Source organism: Marinococcus luteus (assembly GCF_034497705.1).
GTDB classification, from domain to species: domain Bacteria; phylum Bacillota; class Bacilli; order Bacillales; family Marinococcaceae; genus Marinococcus; species Marinococcus luteus_A.
Window position 1 is genome coordinate 52,924 of sequence record NZ_JAXRUV010000011.1, and the last position, 17,530, is coordinate 70,453.

Sequence of the window (17,530 nt, forward strand, 5' to 3'; positions counted from 1 at the left end):
GAAAAAAGGAATGCCCGCGAAGGCATTCCATTAGGCTGATATTTTTTAGGCTTCTTTCTGAAGCTCTCTTCCGGTGTAGTGATAAACAAGTTCTTCGCTGATTTCCCGCAGCTTTCTTTGATTGGCTGTGGAATAGGAATCACTCGAAGAGCTCGTAATACCTTTTTTCGTGAAGTATTTACCGGTTACCTGAGAGCCGCGGGCACCTGAAGCAAGCGACACTTCCAGGTCAGCTCCTTCTTCGGGGGAGTCGCCGAACATACTGGTGAATTTGTTAAGCCCCCGGTAAAAGGCATTTTTATTATTCAATCCGAACCCGGTGGAAATGTTGCCGGGGTGGAGAGCGTTCACTTTAATATTTTCATGGCGGAGCCTTTGGGACAGGTCATACGTATACAGCAGCAACGAAAGCTTTGCCAGACCATATTGCTTCAAACCGTTATACTTCTGCTCACCCTGCAGATTTTGAAAGTTCATCCTGGATAAGGCATGGGCCGCAGAGGAAACATTTACAATCCGGCCGTCAGAGCTCTTACGGAGAAGAGGAAGGAGAAGTTCAGTAAGATAAAATACCCCGAGGTAATTCAGGGCAAAGGTGCGCTCAAGATGCTCCTCCGTCCAAACCCTGGAAGAGTAGACGGCTCCGGCATTATTAATCAGGGCGTCAAGCTGGCCGTAGTCCCGTGCCACTGTCTCTGCGAGTGTCTCAATTTCCCGAAGCAGAGAAAGGTCAGCCTGATAAAAATGAAGTTTCGTATTTCCGGTTTTCTGCTCCAATTCTGTAATCAAATCTTCGCATTTCCATTCCTTGCGTCCCACCAGCAATAGGGTGTGCCCTTCAGCTGCCAGTTTTTCTGCGACGATTCTGCCGATGCCGTTAGTGGCACCGGTCAAAAGGATAGTTCTTTGATTTTCTACTTTGTTTTCCATCAATGAAGGCCTCCCTTAATCATCAAATATAAAGGAGCAGCGCTTCCTAAAAAAGAAGCGTCTGCCCCGCCGGTACTATTATTGTTTTGCGCGTACCCAGTTGATCAAGCCGCCGCGGAGCATCATGTCAATTTGGCGCCTCGACATTTCATGGCGCACGGTAATGGTTTCATTTTTGTTCTTAACAGTGGCTTCAAACGTGTTGTGATTTTGGATATTTTCACGCAGGTTCTCAAGCACAATAGTGTCACCGGCGTCGATTTTCATATAGTCTTCAGTGTCTTCAAACGTGATCGGAAGCACGCCGAAGTTCACCAGGTTCTGCCAGTGAATACGGGCAAAGTCCTGGACAAGGGCAACACGCAGGCCGAGGTAGCGGGGTGCAAGGGCTGCGTGCTCACGGCTTGAGCCCTGGCCGTAGTTGGATCCGCCGACAATAGCGTGACCGGTATCATCTTTAATTTCCATTGCCCGGTTGTAATAGTCTTCATCGGTAATTTCGAATGAAAACTTGCTGATTTCCGGCAGGTTACTGCGGTACGGAAGCACGCGTGCTCCGCCGGCAAGAATCTCGTCGGTGGAGAAGTTGTCGCCAAGCTTCAGCAGTACTGGTACTTCGATGCGGTCCGGCAGCTCTTCCATTTCCGGAAGGGTAGCAATGTTCGGGCCTTTTTCAATTTTTATATTTTTTGCTTCTTCGTAAGGAAGCGGCTCCTGCAGCAGCCGGAAATCAACGGTTGGCTCATCAGGTTCGCCTACCTTAGGATAATCCATATCAAGAGTCCGCGGGTCAGTAATTTCACCGTAAAGCGCGGAAGCAGCAGCTATTTCAGGGCTGCACAGGAATACGCGGTCTTCCTTCGTACCCGAGCGTCCCGGGAAGTTCCGCGGAGTCGTCCGCAGGCTGTTTTTGTGGGTGGCAGGTGCCTGTCCCATACCGATACAGCCGTTACAGCCTGCCTGGTGCAGCCGTCCGCCAGCGCTCAGAAGATTGGCAATATGGCCGTTGGACACGAGGTCTGTCAGCATCTGCCGTGAAGATGGGTTAATGTCAAAGCTTACATTTTCATGCACATTTTTCCCTTTGACAATCTCAGAAGCAATCGCAAAGTCCCGGTATCCAGGGTTCGCGGATGAACCGATATATGCCTGGAAAATAGGTTCGCCGGCGATTTCCCGCACCGGTACAACGTTGCCCGGGCTCGACGGTTTGGCAATCAGCGGCTCAAGAGAGGACAAATCGATTTCTTCATCGATGTCATACTGGGCACCGCGGTCAGCTTTCAACTCGTGCCATTCGTCCTCGCGGTTCTGGCTTGCCATGAAACGCTTCACTTCATCGTCCGATGGAAATACGCTTGCGGTGGCACCGAGCTCGGCTCCCATGTTCGCGATGACGTGACGATCCATAGCGCTCAGGTCTTCAAGGCCTGGTCCGTAGTATTCAATGATTTTGTTAGCGCCGGCTTTTACGTCATGGCGGCGTAGAAGTTCAAGAATAACGTCCTTGGCGCTGACCCAGTCCGGCAGCTTGCCGGTAAGCTTTACTCCCCAAACCTGGGGCATTTTAACAAAGAATGGCTCTCCAGCTATGGCCATCGTTACTTCGATGCCGCCTGCTCCCATGGCAAGCATCCCCATACAGCCGTTGGCACAAGTATGGGAGTCCGACCCGAGAAGGGTGCGGCCGGGACGGGCAAGGCGCTGCATGTGTACTGGGTGGCTGACGCCGTTACCCGGGCGGCTGAAATACATGCCGAAGCGTTTTGCTGCTGTTTGAAGAAACAGGTGATCATCCGGGTTTTTGTTATCCTCCTGAATGATATTGTGGTCTACGTACTGGGCGGAAGCTTCTGTCTGAGCCCGTTCAACCCCCATTGCTTCAAGCTCAAGCATCACCATTGTTCCTGTGGCATCCTGGGTGAGTGTCTGGTCGATTTTCATCCCAATCTCTTCGCCTGGAGTCATCTCTCCCGAGACGAGGTGCTCTTCAATTAACTTTTGTGCGACGTTTCGTGCCATAAATGGCGTCCTCCTTCGTCAGAATTCCAATTGTGTTAATTCTTTCTGAATGAAAACATGCTCTTAATATTTATACCTGCTTAGAAAAACTTGTAAACATACGAGGGATCTTTCTTTTCGTGTAAATTTTAATGTGTGATAATATAAATAAGGATGAAACCATCCGGGGTACACCTGCGTATAAATACTTGTGTAAAAGAAAATGAACAGGAAAAAAGGAGAGAAAGCCATGGGTAAAAGAATCATGCTGTTTCTGTTAACGAACATGATGGTGTTGTTAACAATTGTCGTCGTGTTTTCAATACTAAGTTTGTTTGGTGTTAACCTGGGTGCTTATGACTACGGGGCCGGGACGCTCAATTTGGTGCCGCTGTTAATTATCAGTGCCGTTATCGGCTTTGCCGGAGCATTTATTTCACTGGCTATGTCGAGATTCATAGCGAAAAAAGCGATGAACGTCAAAGTGATTGACCCGGATAATCCGGGAAGCCAGGCTGAAAAAATGGTAGTTGAAAAAGTTCACCGTCTCTGCCGGCGCGCAGGGCTCACTCATATGCCGGAGGTTGGGATTTACCAGTCCTCTGAAGTGAACGCTTTTGCGACGGGGCCGACCAAAAAAAGATCGCTTGTGTCCGTTTCAACCGGTCTGCTTCAATCGATGGACGATGATGCTGTTGAAGGCGTTATCGCCCATGAGGTTGCCCACGTGGCAAATGGCGATATGATCACTATGACACTGCTGCAGGGAATCGTGAACACGTTCGTGGTGTTCCTGGCACGGGTCGTAGCCTTTGCAGTATCGAGATTCGTAAACGAAAATATGCGCCCGATTATTCACTTTCTGGCGATTATTGTATTTCAAATCCTCTTTTCGATTCTCGGAAGCATTGTCGTGGCTGCCTACTCCCGTTACCGTGAGTATCACGCCGACCGCGGCGGGGCAGACCTTGCTGGAAAAGACAAGATGGCCCATGCTCTCCGCTCGCTGCAAAATTATGTGGACCGGGTAGATACGGAACAGTCCTCCATGCAGACGCTGAAAATTAATAACAAGCCGTCGGCAGCTGCGATGCTCTTTTCGTCGCACCCGCCGCTTGAAGACCGGATCCGCCGTTTAGAACAAAGCTGAATATATGCACCTTCCCCGGATGCGCCTGCCGCGTCCGGGTTTTTTGTACCAGGTGGAAGGATAGAGAGGTAGATATTTCCCGGGAAATATAAAATTGACACAAAAACGTAAATGATATGGTTCGAATTTGGCTTTATATCATGATATAAAGAATAGAGTGATTTATTTATTGAAAGGAGAAGTCCTATGAAATATCGAATTTTTGGTCTTCTCGCGGTTTTATTTTTCATCGCTTCCCCTTACCAGGCGGTTGCAGCGCCCGTACTGGAATCCTCGAGTCCGGAAGATGGAGATTCTTTGTTGGAAGTACCCGAGCGAGTGGAACTCAACTTTGATACAGAGATTGACCGTGTAGAAGATATGTATCTGCTTGTAGAAACCGGCGATGAAATTGATATAGAAGAACCATCGATCAGTGAAGACGGAACGACAGTCTCTGCAGAAATCGAAAGCATTCTGGAAAATGGAAACTATATATTGAATTACACTGTAACGGATACGGAAGGGGAGTCTGAGCAGCAGGGCATTAATTTCAGTATTAACAGTAATTCTTCTTTAGAAGAAAGACAGGATAACCTGGAAGAACGTACAGGTGAAAGTGCCCTCACAGAGGCTGAACAGGAGGAAGAGCAGGAAGCAGAAGAAGCAGGCCCGAATATCCCCGGCATGGTGATTATGGGGACGCTTGGTCTGACAGTCGTTTCCGCGTTCACTATCATTTTATGGAAAAACAGAGAGCGTAAAAAGTAATAGCGGACAGCTTCGACACCCTTCGAAGCTGTTTTTTTGTTTGTGCATGGAAAAATCCAATGACTTCAGCCGTTCTTGTTTGGCAGGGAGACACCTTTGTCCGCTATAATAGACGGGGAGAGAGGACGGAGATGCAGATGAGAGAGCAGCAGACAGGCATTGCAGCAGGAGTGGCGGCTTATGTACTTTGGGGATTTCTTCCGCTTTACTGGAAGCTTTTTAACGATGTTCCGGCGATCGATGTGCTTGCCCACCGGGTGATTTGGTCGTTTTTGTTCATGGCTGTACTTATTGTGCTGATTGGGGGCTATAAAGGAGTATGGAATGAAATAACGCATGCTTTTCATTCCGTGAAAACGACGGCGGCGATTACCGGCGCCGCTTTATTGATTACCATCAACTGGTTCACCTTTATCTTTGCGGTAAACGGGGACCACGTGATCCAGGCGAGTCTGGGCTACTATATTAATCCGCTTGTGAACGTAGCTCTGGCCACGGTGTTTTTAAAAGAGCGGCTGGCACGCATGGAAATAGCTGCGGTAGTGCTCGCATTTATCGGCGTATTCGTGCTGACGATTTCCTACGGGCAGTTTCCGTGGGCTTCGATTATCCTGGCATTATCCTTTGGGTGCTATGGTATTATTAAAAAAACTGTAGCGCTCGGCGCATGGGCAGGTTTGACACTGGAATCGTTTCTGGCAGCTCCATTTGCCCTGATTTTTTTAATGTTCTTTTCGGGCGAAACGGCTTCCACCTATGATTCGGGCACGTGGACACTGCTCTTCGGGGCGGGGGCAGCTACAGCCGTTCCATTGCTGCTGTTTGCCTCAGGGGCACGAAAGATCAGCTATTCTCTGCTTGGCTTTCTGCAATACATTGCGCCGACGATTATGCTCGGGCTGGGTGTTTTTTTATTTAGGGAGCCTTTTTCCTTCCAGCAGTTCACGGCATTTTTAATTGTTTGGGCGGGACTTACGCTGTTTACCGTTTCCCGGACACGTATTCATATGCAGAGAAAGAAAACAGAAGCAGCTATAAATAATTGAAGAAAAGGAGAGAAAGCATGGATGAGCGATACTCGAGACAGCAGCTGTTTTCGCCGATTGGTGAAGCAGGCCAGAAAAAATTAAACGAAAGCTCTGTGACGATTGTCGGTGCGGGAGCGCTCGGGGCTTCAGCAGCGGAGATGCTTGTGCGCGCCGGCGTTGGCACGGTGACGATCGCAGACCGTGATTACGTAGAGTACAGTAACCTGCAGCGCCAGCAGCTGTATACGGAAAAGGATGCCGCAGAGCAGATGCCTAAAGCAGCCGCGGCACAACAACGGCTGCGTGAAATTAACTCCGGGGTTCGTGTGCACGGTGAAGTGGTGGATGTCGATTTTACATGGATCGAAGCAAAGGCTGCAGAGACAGATCTTATCATTGACGGCACGGACAATTTTGATACCCGTCTGCTGATAAACGATGCGGCGAGAAAATACCGCAAGCCCTGGATTTACGGAGCCTGTGTTGGAAGTATCGGCATGGTGCACCCGTTTCTTCCAGGGGGGCGCCCATGCTTCCGCTGCGTATGGAAAAAGATCCCTTCGCAAGGGCAGACGTGTGACACAGTAGGAGTGATCGCTCCGGCTGTGCAGTCAGTAGCGGCAAAGCAGACGGCCGCAGCCTTGAAAATACTGGTCGGAGATGGAGAAAGCCTTCCGGTAAGTCTGGATTATTTTGATCTTTGGAACCAGCAGCAGTTTTCCATCGGCCTGCAGAGCAGTAAAGATCCGGAATGCCTATCGTGCGGTGAAAAAGCGGAATATCCGGCGTTAACATATGAACATTCAAATAAAACGAGCGTACTGTGCGGCAGGGAAACGGTACAGATCCGCCCGGGGGAAAGCAAACAGCTGAACTTTGAACGGCTCGAGCGCGATTGGGAAAGCCGGAACTGGAGCGTGCGCAAAAATCCTTATCTGCTGTCGGTGCAGACTGAAACGCGGCGTATCGTTTTATTTCAGGACGGGCGGGCGCTCATTCACGGCACGAGCGACGTTCAGGAAGCCAAGCGGTGGTATGCACAGCTGCTCGGGTAACCTAAAAACAATCCATCGAAGGGAGCTGACGGACAATATGAACTGGAAACCCTTCGTAGCAGCAGGGGCCGGGATTTTTCTTCTTCAGGGCTGCAACGGCGGCGGTCCGCAGGCAGAACAGAACGAAGGGGAGACTGAGCTGACGGTTTCAGCGGCGGCCAGCCTTCAGGATGCCCTGACAGAGGTGCAAAAAAGCTTCGCCAACGAGCATCCGGATATTTCACTGGCCTTTAACTACGGCGGATCCGGAACACTAAAGCAGCAGATTGAGCGCGGCAGTCCGGCGGACGTCTTTTTGTCAGCTTCAGCTTCGCACTATAACGATCTTGAACAGGAGAATAAAATAGTGGAAGCAGAAAATCCTGCTTTTGCAGAAAATACGCTGGTGGCGGTCGTGCCTGAAGACAGTTCGGCAGAGGAACTTCAAAACGTGCTTGAGGGGAGCGGACGGATAGCCGTGGCAACGCCGGAAGCAGCACCTGCCGGAAGGTATACCCGGGAAGCACTCACTTCCATGGAGGAATGGGAGCGCGTGCAGGATCGGATGGTTTTTGCCAAGGATGTGCGGCACGCGTTAACTCTTGTCGAAAGAGGCAATGCAGCGGTCGGCTTTGTGTACGCTTCAGACGCCCGCGGAGCTGACGTCCGGATGCTTGAAGAAATTGATGCTTCTCTGTACTCAGCTATTCATTATTACGGCGGGGCCGTGGCGGGGAACGGGAATGAAAAAGAAAGCCGGGAATTTATGGAGTATATGCAAAGCAGCGAAGCCCGGGACATTTTGCGCTCGTACGGCTTTTCAAACCCGGAATAAAGGAGCGTGCCTGATGTTTTGGTTTCCGATACAGTTATCTCTCTTGACAGCAAGCATCGCAGCAGTCCTTGTTTTCATTGCCGGTGCGATGCTCGGGAGAGTTTTTGCCGTCAGAAATTTCCGGGGGAAGCTGGGGGCGGAAACGTTCCTGATGCTTCCGCTCGTGCTGCCGCCGTCCGTTACCGGCTTTTTACTTATCGTCGTTTTTGGAACGAACAGCTGGATTGGCAGCGTGTATGAAAAAGTGTTTCAAAATTCGATTATTTTCACGCCGGTCGCCGCTGTTGTTGCCGCTGCGGTCGTGGCGTTTCCTTTAATGTTTCAGTCGGCAAAAACCGGCTACGGTTCAATTGACCCAAATATTGAATCCGCTGCAAGAGTTGACGGGGCAGGAGAGTGGCGGGTGTTTACAAATATTGCTGTTCCTCTCGCCGGGAGGGCGCTTATGACAGGGTTTGTGCTCAGTTTTACGAGAGCTCTGGGGGAATTCGGGGCTACGCTGATGTTTGCCGGGAATATTCCCGGCGTTACACAAACAATGCCGACGGCCATTTACGTGGCCATTGAGTCGAATCAAATGAACCTTGCGTATACGTACGTCGGCATCAGTATATTTATTTCCTTCCTGCTGCTCGGTTTAACTTACCTTTTAAACCGGGAACGTTAAGTATTAATCGCTTGTTTCCCGGTGATAGTCACCGCTTTTGCCCCCGGTTTTTTCAAGCAGATATGTCGGTCCGATGACCATTCCCTTATCGAGCGCTTTGCACATATCATACACGGTCAAAGCAGCGGCGGATGCTGCAGTCAACGCTTCCATTTCCACACCGGTGCTTCCCTTCGTTTTGACAAAAGCTTCAATAAACAGTTCATACGTTTCTTCTGTTTTCCAGTAGAAGCTGATGTCCACGTTACTTAACGGGAGCGGATGGCACATTGGTATAAGGGTGGATGTCTGTTTGGCGCCGGTGATTCCTGCGATTTGGGCAACGGCAAGCACATCCCCTTTTTTAATATCTCCCTGCGTCACGGCATGGTAGACCTCTTCCGGAACACGAATGCTTGAACCTGCCAGGGCGCTTCTGCTCGTCACCGGTTTATCGGAGACATCCACCATTCTGGCCCGGCCCTGTTCGTTAAAATGCGTAAATTCTGACATGGTAAATCTCCCTCCTGGATATAGTATTGACCGATTATAGCACGGATACATACATTCAAATACGACAAAGGAGCATCGATATGGTTGAAAAACGTACGCCTGTCCCTGTAAAAGAAGCAATTGAACGAGTAATGGAGAATATCAAAGAAGGTGGCGTGGAGGAGGTCTCCATCCAGGAGTCCTACGGCCGCCGGCTGGCAGAGACGATTACGGCCGCTCATCCGGTCCCGCCGTTTGACCGTTCCCCCTATGACGGGTTTGCCATCCGTTCGGTGGACTCGCGTGGAGCTTCGCGGGAGCAGCCTGTTACCTTTCAGGTAGTTGAGGAAATAGGAGCTGGCTTTGTGTCACAAAAAGAACTCGGGCCTTTCCAGGCAGTACGCATCATGACAGGGGCAAAAATTCCGGAGCAGTGCGATGCCGTCGTAATGCTCGAGCTTGCCCAGGAGGATCATGACGGAAAGTACCCGCTTATGACGATTAAGCGCGAATTTGAACAGCATCAAAACATCTCCTTTGAAGGGGAGGACACGGAGGCAGGCACCGAACTCGTTCCGGTGGGCACGTGGATTGACCCGGGCGTCACGGCCCTGCTTGCGACATTTGGCTACGCCACGGTGAAGGTGGCTAAAAAGCCGGTCGTCGGCGTGTTTGCGACAGGCACGGAGCTGCTTGATGTCTCTGATGATCTGGAGCCGGGCAAAATACGAAACAGCAACGCCTACATGATGATCGCCCAGCTTCAGCGCGCCGGGGCGGAGCCTGTATACTACGGTAAGCTGAAGGATGAACTGGATCCCTGCTACGAGGCGGTGCGCCAGGCGGCCGAGGAAACGGACATGGTCATTACGACCGGCGGGGTGTCGGTCGGGGACTACGACCTGCTCCCGGACGTTTATGAACGACTCGGCGCAGACGTGTTCTTTAACAAAGTAGCGATGCGTCCCGGCAGCGTGACGACCGTTGCCAGCTGGGAAGGCACGCTGCTGTTTGGCCTTTCAGGAAATCCGTCCGCCTGCTATATGGGCTTTGAGCTTTTTGTGCGGCCGGTGATTCAGGCTGTCATGCATTCTGCGCATCCGCACCATACGATGGTAAAGGCGGAGCTTGCGGCGGATTTCTCCAAGCCGAACCCGTACACCCGTTTTGTGCGCGGCAGCTGCCGTGCAGAAGGCGACCGTTTATATGCAGAGCCGGGAGGCTTTAATAAGTCGAGTGCGGTAACCTCCCTGGCCGGTGCCAATGCGTGTATCGTTTTACCCGGGGGAAGTCGTGGGTACCAGCAGGGGGACGTAGTCGACGTCATGCTGCTTGAAGATAATGAAGGCCAGAAGGAGCCGCTCTCATGACCACCCCGGTACTGCAGGTAACGGGATTTAAAGAAAGCGGGAAAACGACCCTGCTTAAACGCTGGACGGAGCTTGCCCGGGCAAACGGCTGGAGGGTAGGTGTATTAAAGCATCACGGCCATAGGAGCGTGCCGCTTCAGCCGGAGGGTGTCGACAGCCTGGAGCTGAAGGAGGCGGGCGCCGTGGCTTCCGGTGTGGAAGGGGCCGGAGTCTTTCAGTTCCTCGCAGATATGGAGGAGCCGGACCTTTCCACGCTTCTTAATATTTATCAGCAGCTGCCGCTTGATGTTATCCTTATAGAAGGATACAAAAAAGCGCCGCATCCTAAAGTCCTTCTGCTCCGGAGCACAGAAGATAAAATATCCCTTGAGGGTCTTGATAATATTCAAACAGCGTTTGGTCCTGGAGAAGAAGTGAATCATTTTCAGGATATGGAAAAAACAGATGAATGGTTTGAACAATATATGAGGAGTATACTATGAAGAAACGATTTTTCGTTACATCAGAACCGCTGTCTGTGGAAGAGCTTGCTGCTGAAGTGACGCGTCCGGAAGCAGGAGCTGTGGTGCAGTTTATCGGCACGGTCCGGGAATTCACCAAAGGCCGGCGGACAGTCTACCTGGAATATGAAGCGTATCATTCGATGGCTGAAAAACAGCTCGAGGCGATCGGACGGGAAGTGAAGGAACGCTGGCCGGATGCTGAATCAGCCGTTGGCCACCGCACCGGTGAACTGCAGATCTCGGATGCGGCAGTTGTCATTGCTGTTTCGACGCCGCACCGGAAAGACGCTTATGAGGCGAATGAATATATTATTGAGCGCATCAAACAAATTGTACCTATATGGAAAAAAGAGCACTGGGAAGACGGCGAGCAGTGGGTAGGAGATCAGCTTGAACAAAAGCGGTACCCAGACGGGGCCCCGGGAGGTGGAAATAAGTGATTAATGTGTTATGCTTTGCCCACATGAAAGATGTTTTTGGCGGTGAAAAGATCACCATTAGCAGTGGCGGCATAGCTACTGTGGAGGATGTACTTGAGCATTTAAAGGTAACGTATGATGCTGATATCAGCGGCATTATGACCGCTGTGAATGAAGAGTTTGCTGAAGAAAGCACGCCGGTCGCCCAGGGGGACACCGTAGCCCTTATTCCGCCGGTCAGCGGGGGATGATACTGTGGCAGATGGAATCATTCTGACCGGAGGCATGTCGGAGCGGTTTGGTTCTCCGAAGGCCTTTGCCGTCTGGAAAGAAAGCTATTTTTATGAACGGGCTGTCGAGGCTCTTCAGACTGAAGTAAAAACCATCTGGCTGATTTCTCATCCGTCGATTACCGGACAGATACAAGCCGGAAAACAGGTGAAGGTCCGGGAAGATCTTCCGCCCCATAAAGAAAAGGGGCCGCTGGCCGGTCTTTTCACCGGCCTTTCCTATACAGAAGAAGAATGGGTATTTATGCTTCCAGTTGATATGCCGCTTATTACCGCGGAAGAGGTGCGTTTTCTGGCCTCTTATATTACGCGGGAAACAGATGCGGTCATCCCGGAGGTCGGGGGGAGACTCGCCCCTGCATGTGGATGGTTTCGCGCGGAGCTGCTTTCAAACGCAGAAGCCCAGCTAGCCAACGGGGACTACCGGATGAAAAATGTATTCAGCGGCAAGGAAAAAGTCGTAGAGGTCAATAAAGCGTACTGGCGTCCCGAAGCATTTGAAAATATTAATACTGTCCGGCAGCTTGAGGAGTTAAACAGAAAGGTAAAATAGAGAGAGGGGGAATACGATGACCAATGTAACTGACCAGTTAAACCGTCCCCTTCGTGACCTGCGTATTTCCGTGATAGATCAATGCAACTTCCGGTGCACCTACTGCATGCCGGCAGAAATTTTCGGTCCGGATTTTGAATTTATGGGCCAGGACGAGCGGCTTTCCTTCGATGAAATCGTCAGAGTATCGCGCCTGTTTGCCGGTCTGGGTGTGGAAAAGCTCCGCTTGACCGGTGGGGAACCACTGCTTCGTAAGAATATGCCCGAGCTGATCCGCCGTTTGACGGAAATCGAAGGCATTAAAGATATCGCTTTGACTACAAACGGTGTAATGCTGCCCGCCCAGGCTGAAAAATTGAAGGCCGCCGGCCTGCAGCGGGTGAACATCAGTCTTGATGCACTCGATGATGAAGTATTTGCGAGCATTAACGGCAGAAAAACCGGATCGAAGCCGGTGTTAAAAGGCATTGAAGCGGCAAAAAAAGCAGGCCTTACTGTAAAGGTGAATACCGTAGTCAAAAAAGGGATGAATGAAGAACAGATTCTTCCAATGGCTATGTATTTTAAACAGCGCGGCGTCAACCTGCGCTTTATCGAATTTATGGATGTGGGCAGCACCAATGGCTGGAACTTTGGGTCGGTGGTGACGAAAAGAGATATTATCGACACGATCCATCAGACGTTTCCGATTGAGCCCGTGGACCCGGGATATTACGGTGAAGTGGCTGACCGTTACCGTTATAAGGACGGCAGCGGCGAAGTCGGCGTTATTTCGTCTGTCACAGAATCGTTCTGCTCTACGTGCACCCGGGCGCGGATCTCTGCGGACGGCAAGCTGTTTACGTGCCTGTTTGCTACCGAAGGGTATGATTTACGTAATCAGCTCCGTTCTGAGGATTCAGATGAAACGATATTTAATAATATTGCCGGCATATGGGGCAGACGGACCGACCGTTATTCGGAAGAGCGGACCGAAGAAACGGCGCGTAACCGTAAGCGGATTGAAATGTCCTATATCGGGGGATAATAGGAAGAAAAGAGGAAGCCTGAAAAGGGCTTCTTTTTTAAGAGAAAAATAAAGGAGGGGACTTCTATGGCAACAGAAGAGCATAAAGAGCAGGCAGAGAAAAAGATTCAATGCGCTGTTATTACCGTAAGTGATACGCGGACCGAAGAAACGGATAAAAGCGGCAGACGTATTCATGAACTGCTCGAATCCCATGGCCATGAGGTGTGTTTTTACTCAATAGTGACAGACGAACAGGCATCAATCACAAACTGCTTGAACGAAGCGCTAGTCCATCCAGAGGCGGAAGCGGTGCTGATTAACGGCGGAACCGGGATTGCGGACCGGGATATTACCATCGAAACTGTAGAGCCCAGATTTGATAAAGCAATTGTCGGGTTTGGCGAGCTGTTCCGCTACCTGAGTTACGTGGAAGACATCGGGTCTTCGGCGATTTTATCGAGAGCTGCCGCCGGTATTATCGATCACAAGCCGGTATTTACAATGCCGGGGTCCTCCGGGGCTGTAAAGCTTGCGATGGAAAAGCTGATTATCCCTGAACTGCCTCACGTGGTTTGGGAGGCTACAAAGCAGCGGGACTTGTAAGGAAAATGAAAAATAAGAGGGGTGCTTGTGTGTGAAAGAACCAAGTTTAGAGGAAATCCGGGCTTCAGAAAAAGAATATCACCGCCAGTACTACAAGCAGCATAACTTATTTGAAAAGGGCACCTGGATGAAAAAGCCGGCCTCCCGTATTATCAATGCCCTGGACCGAATTCGAAAAGGGGAAGACATCCGGCTGCTTGACCTTGGGAGCGGGATTGGCCGTAACAGCATACCGGCTGCCAGGCAGTTCCAGGAGCAGGGCTGTGAGGTTACGTGCGTGGATTTTTTAGACGAAGCCATAGCCCAGTTAACGGAGTACGCCAGGGAATACGGCGTCGAACAGGAAATTAAACCGGTGAAGCAGGCAATAGAAGAGTACACTCCGAAAGAGGCGTATTTTGACGGCATTATAGCAGTTTCAAGCATCGAACACGTGCCTGATGAAAAAACCTTCTGGAATTTAATCGATAAACTCCAGAAGGGCACGGCTGAGAACGGAGTGCATGCCTTTTTAATGAATACCGGGGTTCATGAAACAGACGCGGAGACGAAGGAGAAGCTCCCGGCAAAAATGGAAGTGAATTTCGATACCGAAGATATTATTCAAAAGCTTTCCCGCCAGTATGAAGGCTGGACGGTGCATAAGCTTGAAAGTGAAGCACAGGCATTTTCGACGTACCGGGAAGAACGGAAGGTACTTATCAACTCCAATATGCTGCTGCTTGAAGCGGTAAAAGAACGGGCCTGACGGCTCGTTCTTTTTAATAGGCATATATAGCATGCTTAGCAAATGGAAAAATCGGGAAAGCAAAAATAAACTTTTTGCATACTGGTTTCATCACGGTGAAGGAGGCGTTTTGATGGCGGACAATGTGTTTATGCTTGTTTCCTGTATCTTTTTCATGCTGCTCGTGGCTGTTATTTCTTATATGAAAACAAGAAATCGTATTAATAATTCCGATGGTTATTTTTTAGCGGGGAGAAGCTTGACCGGCGGGTTTATTGCGGGATCGCTTCTGCTTACTAATTTATCTGCTGAACAGCTGATCGGTTTGAACGGGCAGGCATACGGGGCGAATATGTCCAATATGGCCTGGGAAGTGACGGCGGCTTTTTCGGTAATTATTTTAGCGCTGCTTCTGCTCCCGAGATATTTGAGCGGGGCGTTCAGCACCCTTCCTGAATTTCTGGGAGAGCGTTTTGATCAGGGCGTCCGCAGGTATGTAGTTGTATTATTCATGCTGGGTTATGTATTTGTTACGATACCTTCCGTACTGTATTCGGGGGCCCTTGCCGTTTTGCAGTTGTTTAACATTCCGGATGTATTCGGGATTACCTATGAGCAGTCTGTGTGGGCAATGGTCTGGACGGTCGGGTTGATTGGGGCAGCGTATGCAATCTTTGGCGGACTGCGTGCAGTGGCGGTGTCTGACACGTTAAACGGCATCGGGCTGTTGATTGTCGGGCTTATCGTTCCGATCCTCGGGTTCATCGAGCTCGGAGGCGGAAATTTGCTGCGGGGAATGGAAACGATTGCTGTTGAGGAACCCGAAAAGCTAAATGCGATAGGATCGAGCGGGGATGCGGTGCCGATCGGCACCGTTTTCTCCGGAATGATTATGATGAATTTGTTTTACTGGGCGACCAACCAATATGTTATTCAACGGACGCTTGGGGCAAAAAACCTGGCGGAAGGGCAGAGAGGGGTATTGTTTTCAGGATTTTACAAAATGCTCGTACCTCTGTTTATGATGGTGCCCGGCGTAATTGCCTACCACTTGTACGGAGACGGACTGAGAAGCATTGATCTTGCTTATCCGGAACTGATTAATAACTTGCTGCCGGGTTTTTTGAGTGGATTTTTTCTTGCCGTATTGATGGGAGCAGTATTATCCAGCTTTAATTCGCTTTTAAACAGTGCTTCGACCATGTTTGCCCTCGATGTGTATAAAGCAAATGCGCGAAAAGAAATTTCCGACGAGCACTTGATTACGGTGAGTAAATGGTTTGGAAGCGTCTTGGCGCTTATTTCTTTTTTTATCGCACCTTTGCTTATGTTTGCCCCGGAGGGACTGTGGACCATTATCCGGGAATTCACCGGATTTTTTAACATTCCTATTATTACGATCGTATTATTTGGCGTGTTTACAAAGCGGGTGCCGCCGCTTGCGGCTAAAATCGTAATTATTTTTCACGTAGTTTCTTATTATATAGCGCTGTGGGGACTGCCGCAGTTTACAGGCGTGGAAATACCAATTAATTTTATTTATGTGTCTTTTATTCTTTTTTTAATAGAAGCTGGAATTATGCTGCTTCTGGGATTGTACAGGCCAATGGAAGCAGCAGAGCGGCGAAGCGAGCCGAAAGTATCCATGATGCCATGGAAGCATGCCTTGAGCATTTCCTGGGTGCTTATTGGAGGGGTTGCTTTTCTATTCGTGCTGTTTTCCCAGGCAGGCCTCGCCTATGCAGATGGAATAGTTTCTCCGTGGTTTTGGCCTTTTGTGGCAATGATTGCTGGAGCCACCGTTGTGCTTGCAGCTTTATCCTACCGCCGCTGGAACGAAAAGTACAGCAATTATCTCCTTCAGTATAAACCGGAGAAAGAAGACAGTCCGCAGGCTCATATGGAATCGGAAAATAAGGTATAAACGCGTACGGGGAGGCATCATAATTTTGTCCTAAAACAACCTTTCGCAGGTTGAAAATTGGCAGGCGTTAGGATACGATGATAAAGGTTCTAAGCAACAGGCGCATAGAAGTGAACGTTTTATGACATATTTGTGTTTAAAAATCGTCAATTTTGAAATTTTGCCGGAGAAAAAATGACGAGAGGCATAAAAATTTGCTACGATAATGGTGCGCTCTGCATATGAACGGAATGAACCGTGGCTGATGGAGAGAGGGGTTATTCATCACAGAAGTCGGTAATAAAAAGGAAGGAGCGTGAAGCGCTTGAAAAACTCAGTTTCCTGGTTCAAACGACTGTTTATGGTACCAGGGTTGTTTGCTTTGCTGCTCGTCGCTAGCGGCTGCAGCGGTATTACAGTTTTGGATCCTAAAGGTCCGGTAGCCAGAACCCAGCAGGAACTCATCATTTTTTCTATTACACTGATGTCCGTCATTGTCATTGTTGTTTTTGTGCTATTTTTCTACATGATTATCCGGTTTAGGGAACGACCGAACTGGACAGACAAGGACTATGACCCTCACCAGCACGGAAACACCACGCTCGAGATTGTCTGGACGGTTATTCCATTTATTATTGTAGCAGCTCTTTCAGTACCTACAGTGACCTCCTTGTATGCACTGGAGGAACCGCCCGAAGGCTCAGAAGACCAGGAGCCGTTGGTCATTCATGCCGATACATCCAACTGGAAATGGTATTTCAGTTATCCGGAGCAAAATATTGAAACGGTTAACTACTTACACATACCGGAAGATCGTCCGATCGAATTCAAGCTGGCGTCTGCTGACTCAATGACAGCACTGTGGATACCGGCGCTTGGCGGCCAGAAATACAACATGGCCGGTATGCAGAATACACTGTATCTGGAAGCAGAGGAACAGGGTGAATTTGCAGGCCGTAATGCGAACTTTAACGGATCCGGCTTTGCCGAGCATACGTTCACTGTTACTTCTGAAAGTGAAGAGGAGTTCGATCAGTGGGTAAATGGTATTCAAAATAACGCTCCTGAGTTGACCAAGGAACGTTTTGACCAGTACCTCGAACCAGGCCTTGCTGAAGAGGCTGAATATTCGAGTACGCATTTAGAGTACGTTGATTTTGGCGAAAATGACGGAAGAAGCTATATCACTGATCTCTACAGCGGAGACCTTGGTGAAGACGTAGAACTTTATGGCGGCGAAGGCGGCCCTTGGGAAGAAGAATAAAGCAATCTCAGCATGATAAATAT

General features: G+C 49.7%; 19 protein-coding genes. 16 read left to right on the forward strand and 3 right to left on the reverse strand.

The features are described from left to right. Nucleotides 1-45 precede the first annotated feature (45 nt). Nucleotides 46-930: an SDR family NAD(P)-dependent oxidoreductase gene (locus tag Q9M42_RS14265; RefSeq protein ID WP_322527130.1), complete on the reverse strand. Its 885-nt coding sequence runs from the start codon at nucleotides 928-930 to the stop codon at nucleotides 46-48. Between the two features lie 78 nt (nucleotides 931-1,008). Beyond that, on the reverse strand, nucleotides 1,009-2,952 hold the full coding sequence (locus Q9M42_RS14270) for an aconitate hydratase (RefSeq protein WP_322527131.1): 1,944 nt from the start codon (nucleotides 2,950-2,952) through the stop codon (nucleotides 1,009-1,011). 229 nt (nucleotides 2,953-3,181) lie between these two features. Here Q9M42_RS14270 and htpX point away from each other — a divergent pair, with 229 nt between their 5' ends. The 6 genes from htpX (at nucleotide 3,182) to modB (ending at nucleotide 8,395) form a co-directional block, all read left to right on the forward strand. After that, a complete protein-coding gene (gene htpX, locus Q9M42_RS14275; protein WP_322527132.1) occupies nucleotides 3,182-4,081 on the forward strand; it encodes a protease HtpX in 900 nt (299 codons plus the stop codon). 186 nt (nucleotides 4,082-4,267) lie between these two features. Next, nucleotides 4,268-4,831: a copper resistance CopC family protein gene (locus Q9M42_RS14280; RefSeq protein WP_322527133.1), complete on the forward strand. Its 564-nt coding sequence runs from the start codon at nucleotides 4,268-4,270 to the stop codon at nucleotides 4,829-4,831. 137 nt (nucleotides 4,832-4,968) lie between these two features. Then, nucleotides 4,969-5,877: an EamA family transporter RarD gene (gene rarD / locus Q9M42_RS14285; RefSeq protein ID WP_322527134.1), complete on the forward strand. Its 909-nt coding sequence runs from the start codon at nucleotides 4,969-4,971 to the stop codon at nucleotides 5,875-5,877. 17 nt (nucleotides 5,878-5,894) lie between these two features. Next, nucleotides 5,895-6,914, forward strand: coding sequence for a ThiF family adenylyltransferase (locus Q9M42_RS14290; RefSeq protein ID WP_322527135.1), 1,020 nt, complete (start codon nucleotides 5,895-5,897; stop codon nucleotides 6,912-6,914). 37 nt (nucleotides 6,915-6,951) lie between these two features. Then, the gene (modA, locus tag Q9M42_RS14295; RefSeq protein WP_322527136.1) at nucleotides 6,952-7,728 is read left to right on the forward strand and encodes a molybdate ABC transporter substrate-binding protein; all 777 of its coding nucleotides are present in this window, start codon (nucleotides 6,952-6,954) and stop codon (nucleotides 7,726-7,728) included. A 13-nt stretch (nucleotides 7,729-7,741) separates the two neighbouring features. Further along, nucleotides 7,742-8,395: a molybdate ABC transporter permease subunit gene (modB, locus tag Q9M42_RS14300; RefSeq protein ID WP_322527137.1), complete on the forward strand. Its 654-nt coding sequence runs from the start codon at nucleotides 7,742-7,744 to the stop codon at nucleotides 8,393-8,395. Nucleotides 8,396-8,398: 3 nt separating this feature from the next. On the opposite strand, the gene moaC is transcribed toward modB, so the two are convergent. Next, a complete protein-coding gene (moaC, locus tag Q9M42_RS14305) occupies nucleotides 8,399-8,887 on the reverse strand; it encodes a cyclic pyranopterin monophosphate synthase MoaC (RefSeq protein ID WP_322527138.1) in 489 nt (162 codons plus the stop codon). An 80-nt stretch (nucleotides 8,888-8,967) separates the two neighbouring features. On the opposite strand from moaC, the gene Q9M42_RS14310 reads away from it, so the two are divergent. From Q9M42_RS14310 to qoxA, 10 genes are all read left to right on the forward strand, one after another. Beyond that, nucleotides 8,968-10,236, forward strand: a complete 1,269-nt coding sequence (locus Q9M42_RS14310; RefSeq protein WP_322527139.1) for a molybdopterin molybdotransferase MoeA — start codon at nucleotides 8,968-8,970, stop codon at nucleotides 10,234-10,236. Further along, nucleotides 10,233-10,718, forward strand: coding sequence for a molybdopterin-guanine dinucleotide biosynthesis protein B (mobB, locus tag Q9M42_RS14315; protein ID WP_322527140.1), 486 nt, complete (start codon nucleotides 10,233-10,235; stop codon nucleotides 10,716-10,718). The genes Q9M42_RS14310 and mobB overlap by 4 nt, the downstream gene beginning before the upstream one ends. Further along, on the forward strand, nucleotides 10,715-11,179 hold the full coding sequence (locus tag Q9M42_RS14320; protein ID WP_322527141.1) for a molybdenum cofactor biosynthesis protein MoaE: 465 nt from the start codon (nucleotides 10,715-10,717) through the stop codon (nucleotides 11,177-11,179). The genes mobB and Q9M42_RS14320 overlap by 4 nt, the downstream gene beginning before the upstream one ends. Continuing rightward, nucleotides 11,176-11,409, forward strand: coding sequence for a MoaD/ThiS family protein (locus tag Q9M42_RS14325; protein WP_322527142.1), 234 nt, complete (start codon nucleotides 11,176-11,178; stop codon nucleotides 11,407-11,409). Before Q9M42_RS14320 ends, Q9M42_RS14325 begins: the two co-directional genes overlap by 4 nt. 4 nt (nucleotides 11,410-11,413) lie before the next feature. Then, on the forward strand, nucleotides 11,414-12,001 hold the full coding sequence (locus Q9M42_RS14330) for a molybdenum cofactor guanylyltransferase (RefSeq protein WP_322527143.1): 588 nt from the start codon (nucleotides 11,414-11,416) through the stop codon (nucleotides 11,999-12,001). Nucleotides 12,002-12,017: 16 nt separating this feature from the next. Further along, nucleotides 12,018-13,028, forward strand: a complete 1,011-nt coding sequence (moaA, locus tag Q9M42_RS14335; protein ID WP_322527144.1) for a GTP 3',8-cyclase MoaA — start codon at nucleotides 12,018-12,020, stop codon at nucleotides 13,026-13,028. 66 nt (nucleotides 13,029-13,094) lie between these two features. Further along, nucleotides 13,095-13,613, forward strand: a complete 519-nt coding sequence (locus Q9M42_RS14340; protein WP_091612571.1) for a MogA/MoaB family molybdenum cofactor biosynthesis protein — start codon at nucleotides 13,095-13,097, stop codon at nucleotides 13,611-13,613. A gap of 31 nt (nucleotides 13,614-13,644) precedes the next feature. After that, nucleotides 13,645-14,361, forward strand: a complete 717-nt coding sequence (locus Q9M42_RS14345) for a class I SAM-dependent methyltransferase (RefSeq protein ID WP_322527145.1) — start codon at nucleotides 13,645-13,647, stop codon at nucleotides 14,359-14,361. A 112-nt stretch (nucleotides 14,362-14,473) separates the two neighbouring features. Next, nucleotides 14,474-16,264: a solute:sodium symporter family transporter gene (locus Q9M42_RS14350; protein WP_322527146.1), complete on the forward strand. Its 1,791-nt coding sequence runs from the start codon at nucleotides 14,474-14,476 to the stop codon at nucleotides 16,262-16,264. A gap of 304 nt (nucleotides 16,265-16,568) precedes the next feature. Then, complete coding sequence (gene qoxA / locus Q9M42_RS14355; RefSeq protein ID WP_322527147.1) at nucleotides 16,569-17,507, forward strand: cytochrome aa3 quinol oxidase subunit II; 939 nt, start codon at nucleotides 16,569-16,571, stop codon at nucleotides 17,505-17,507. The last annotated feature ends 23 nt before the right edge of the window (nucleotides 17,508-17,530 follow it).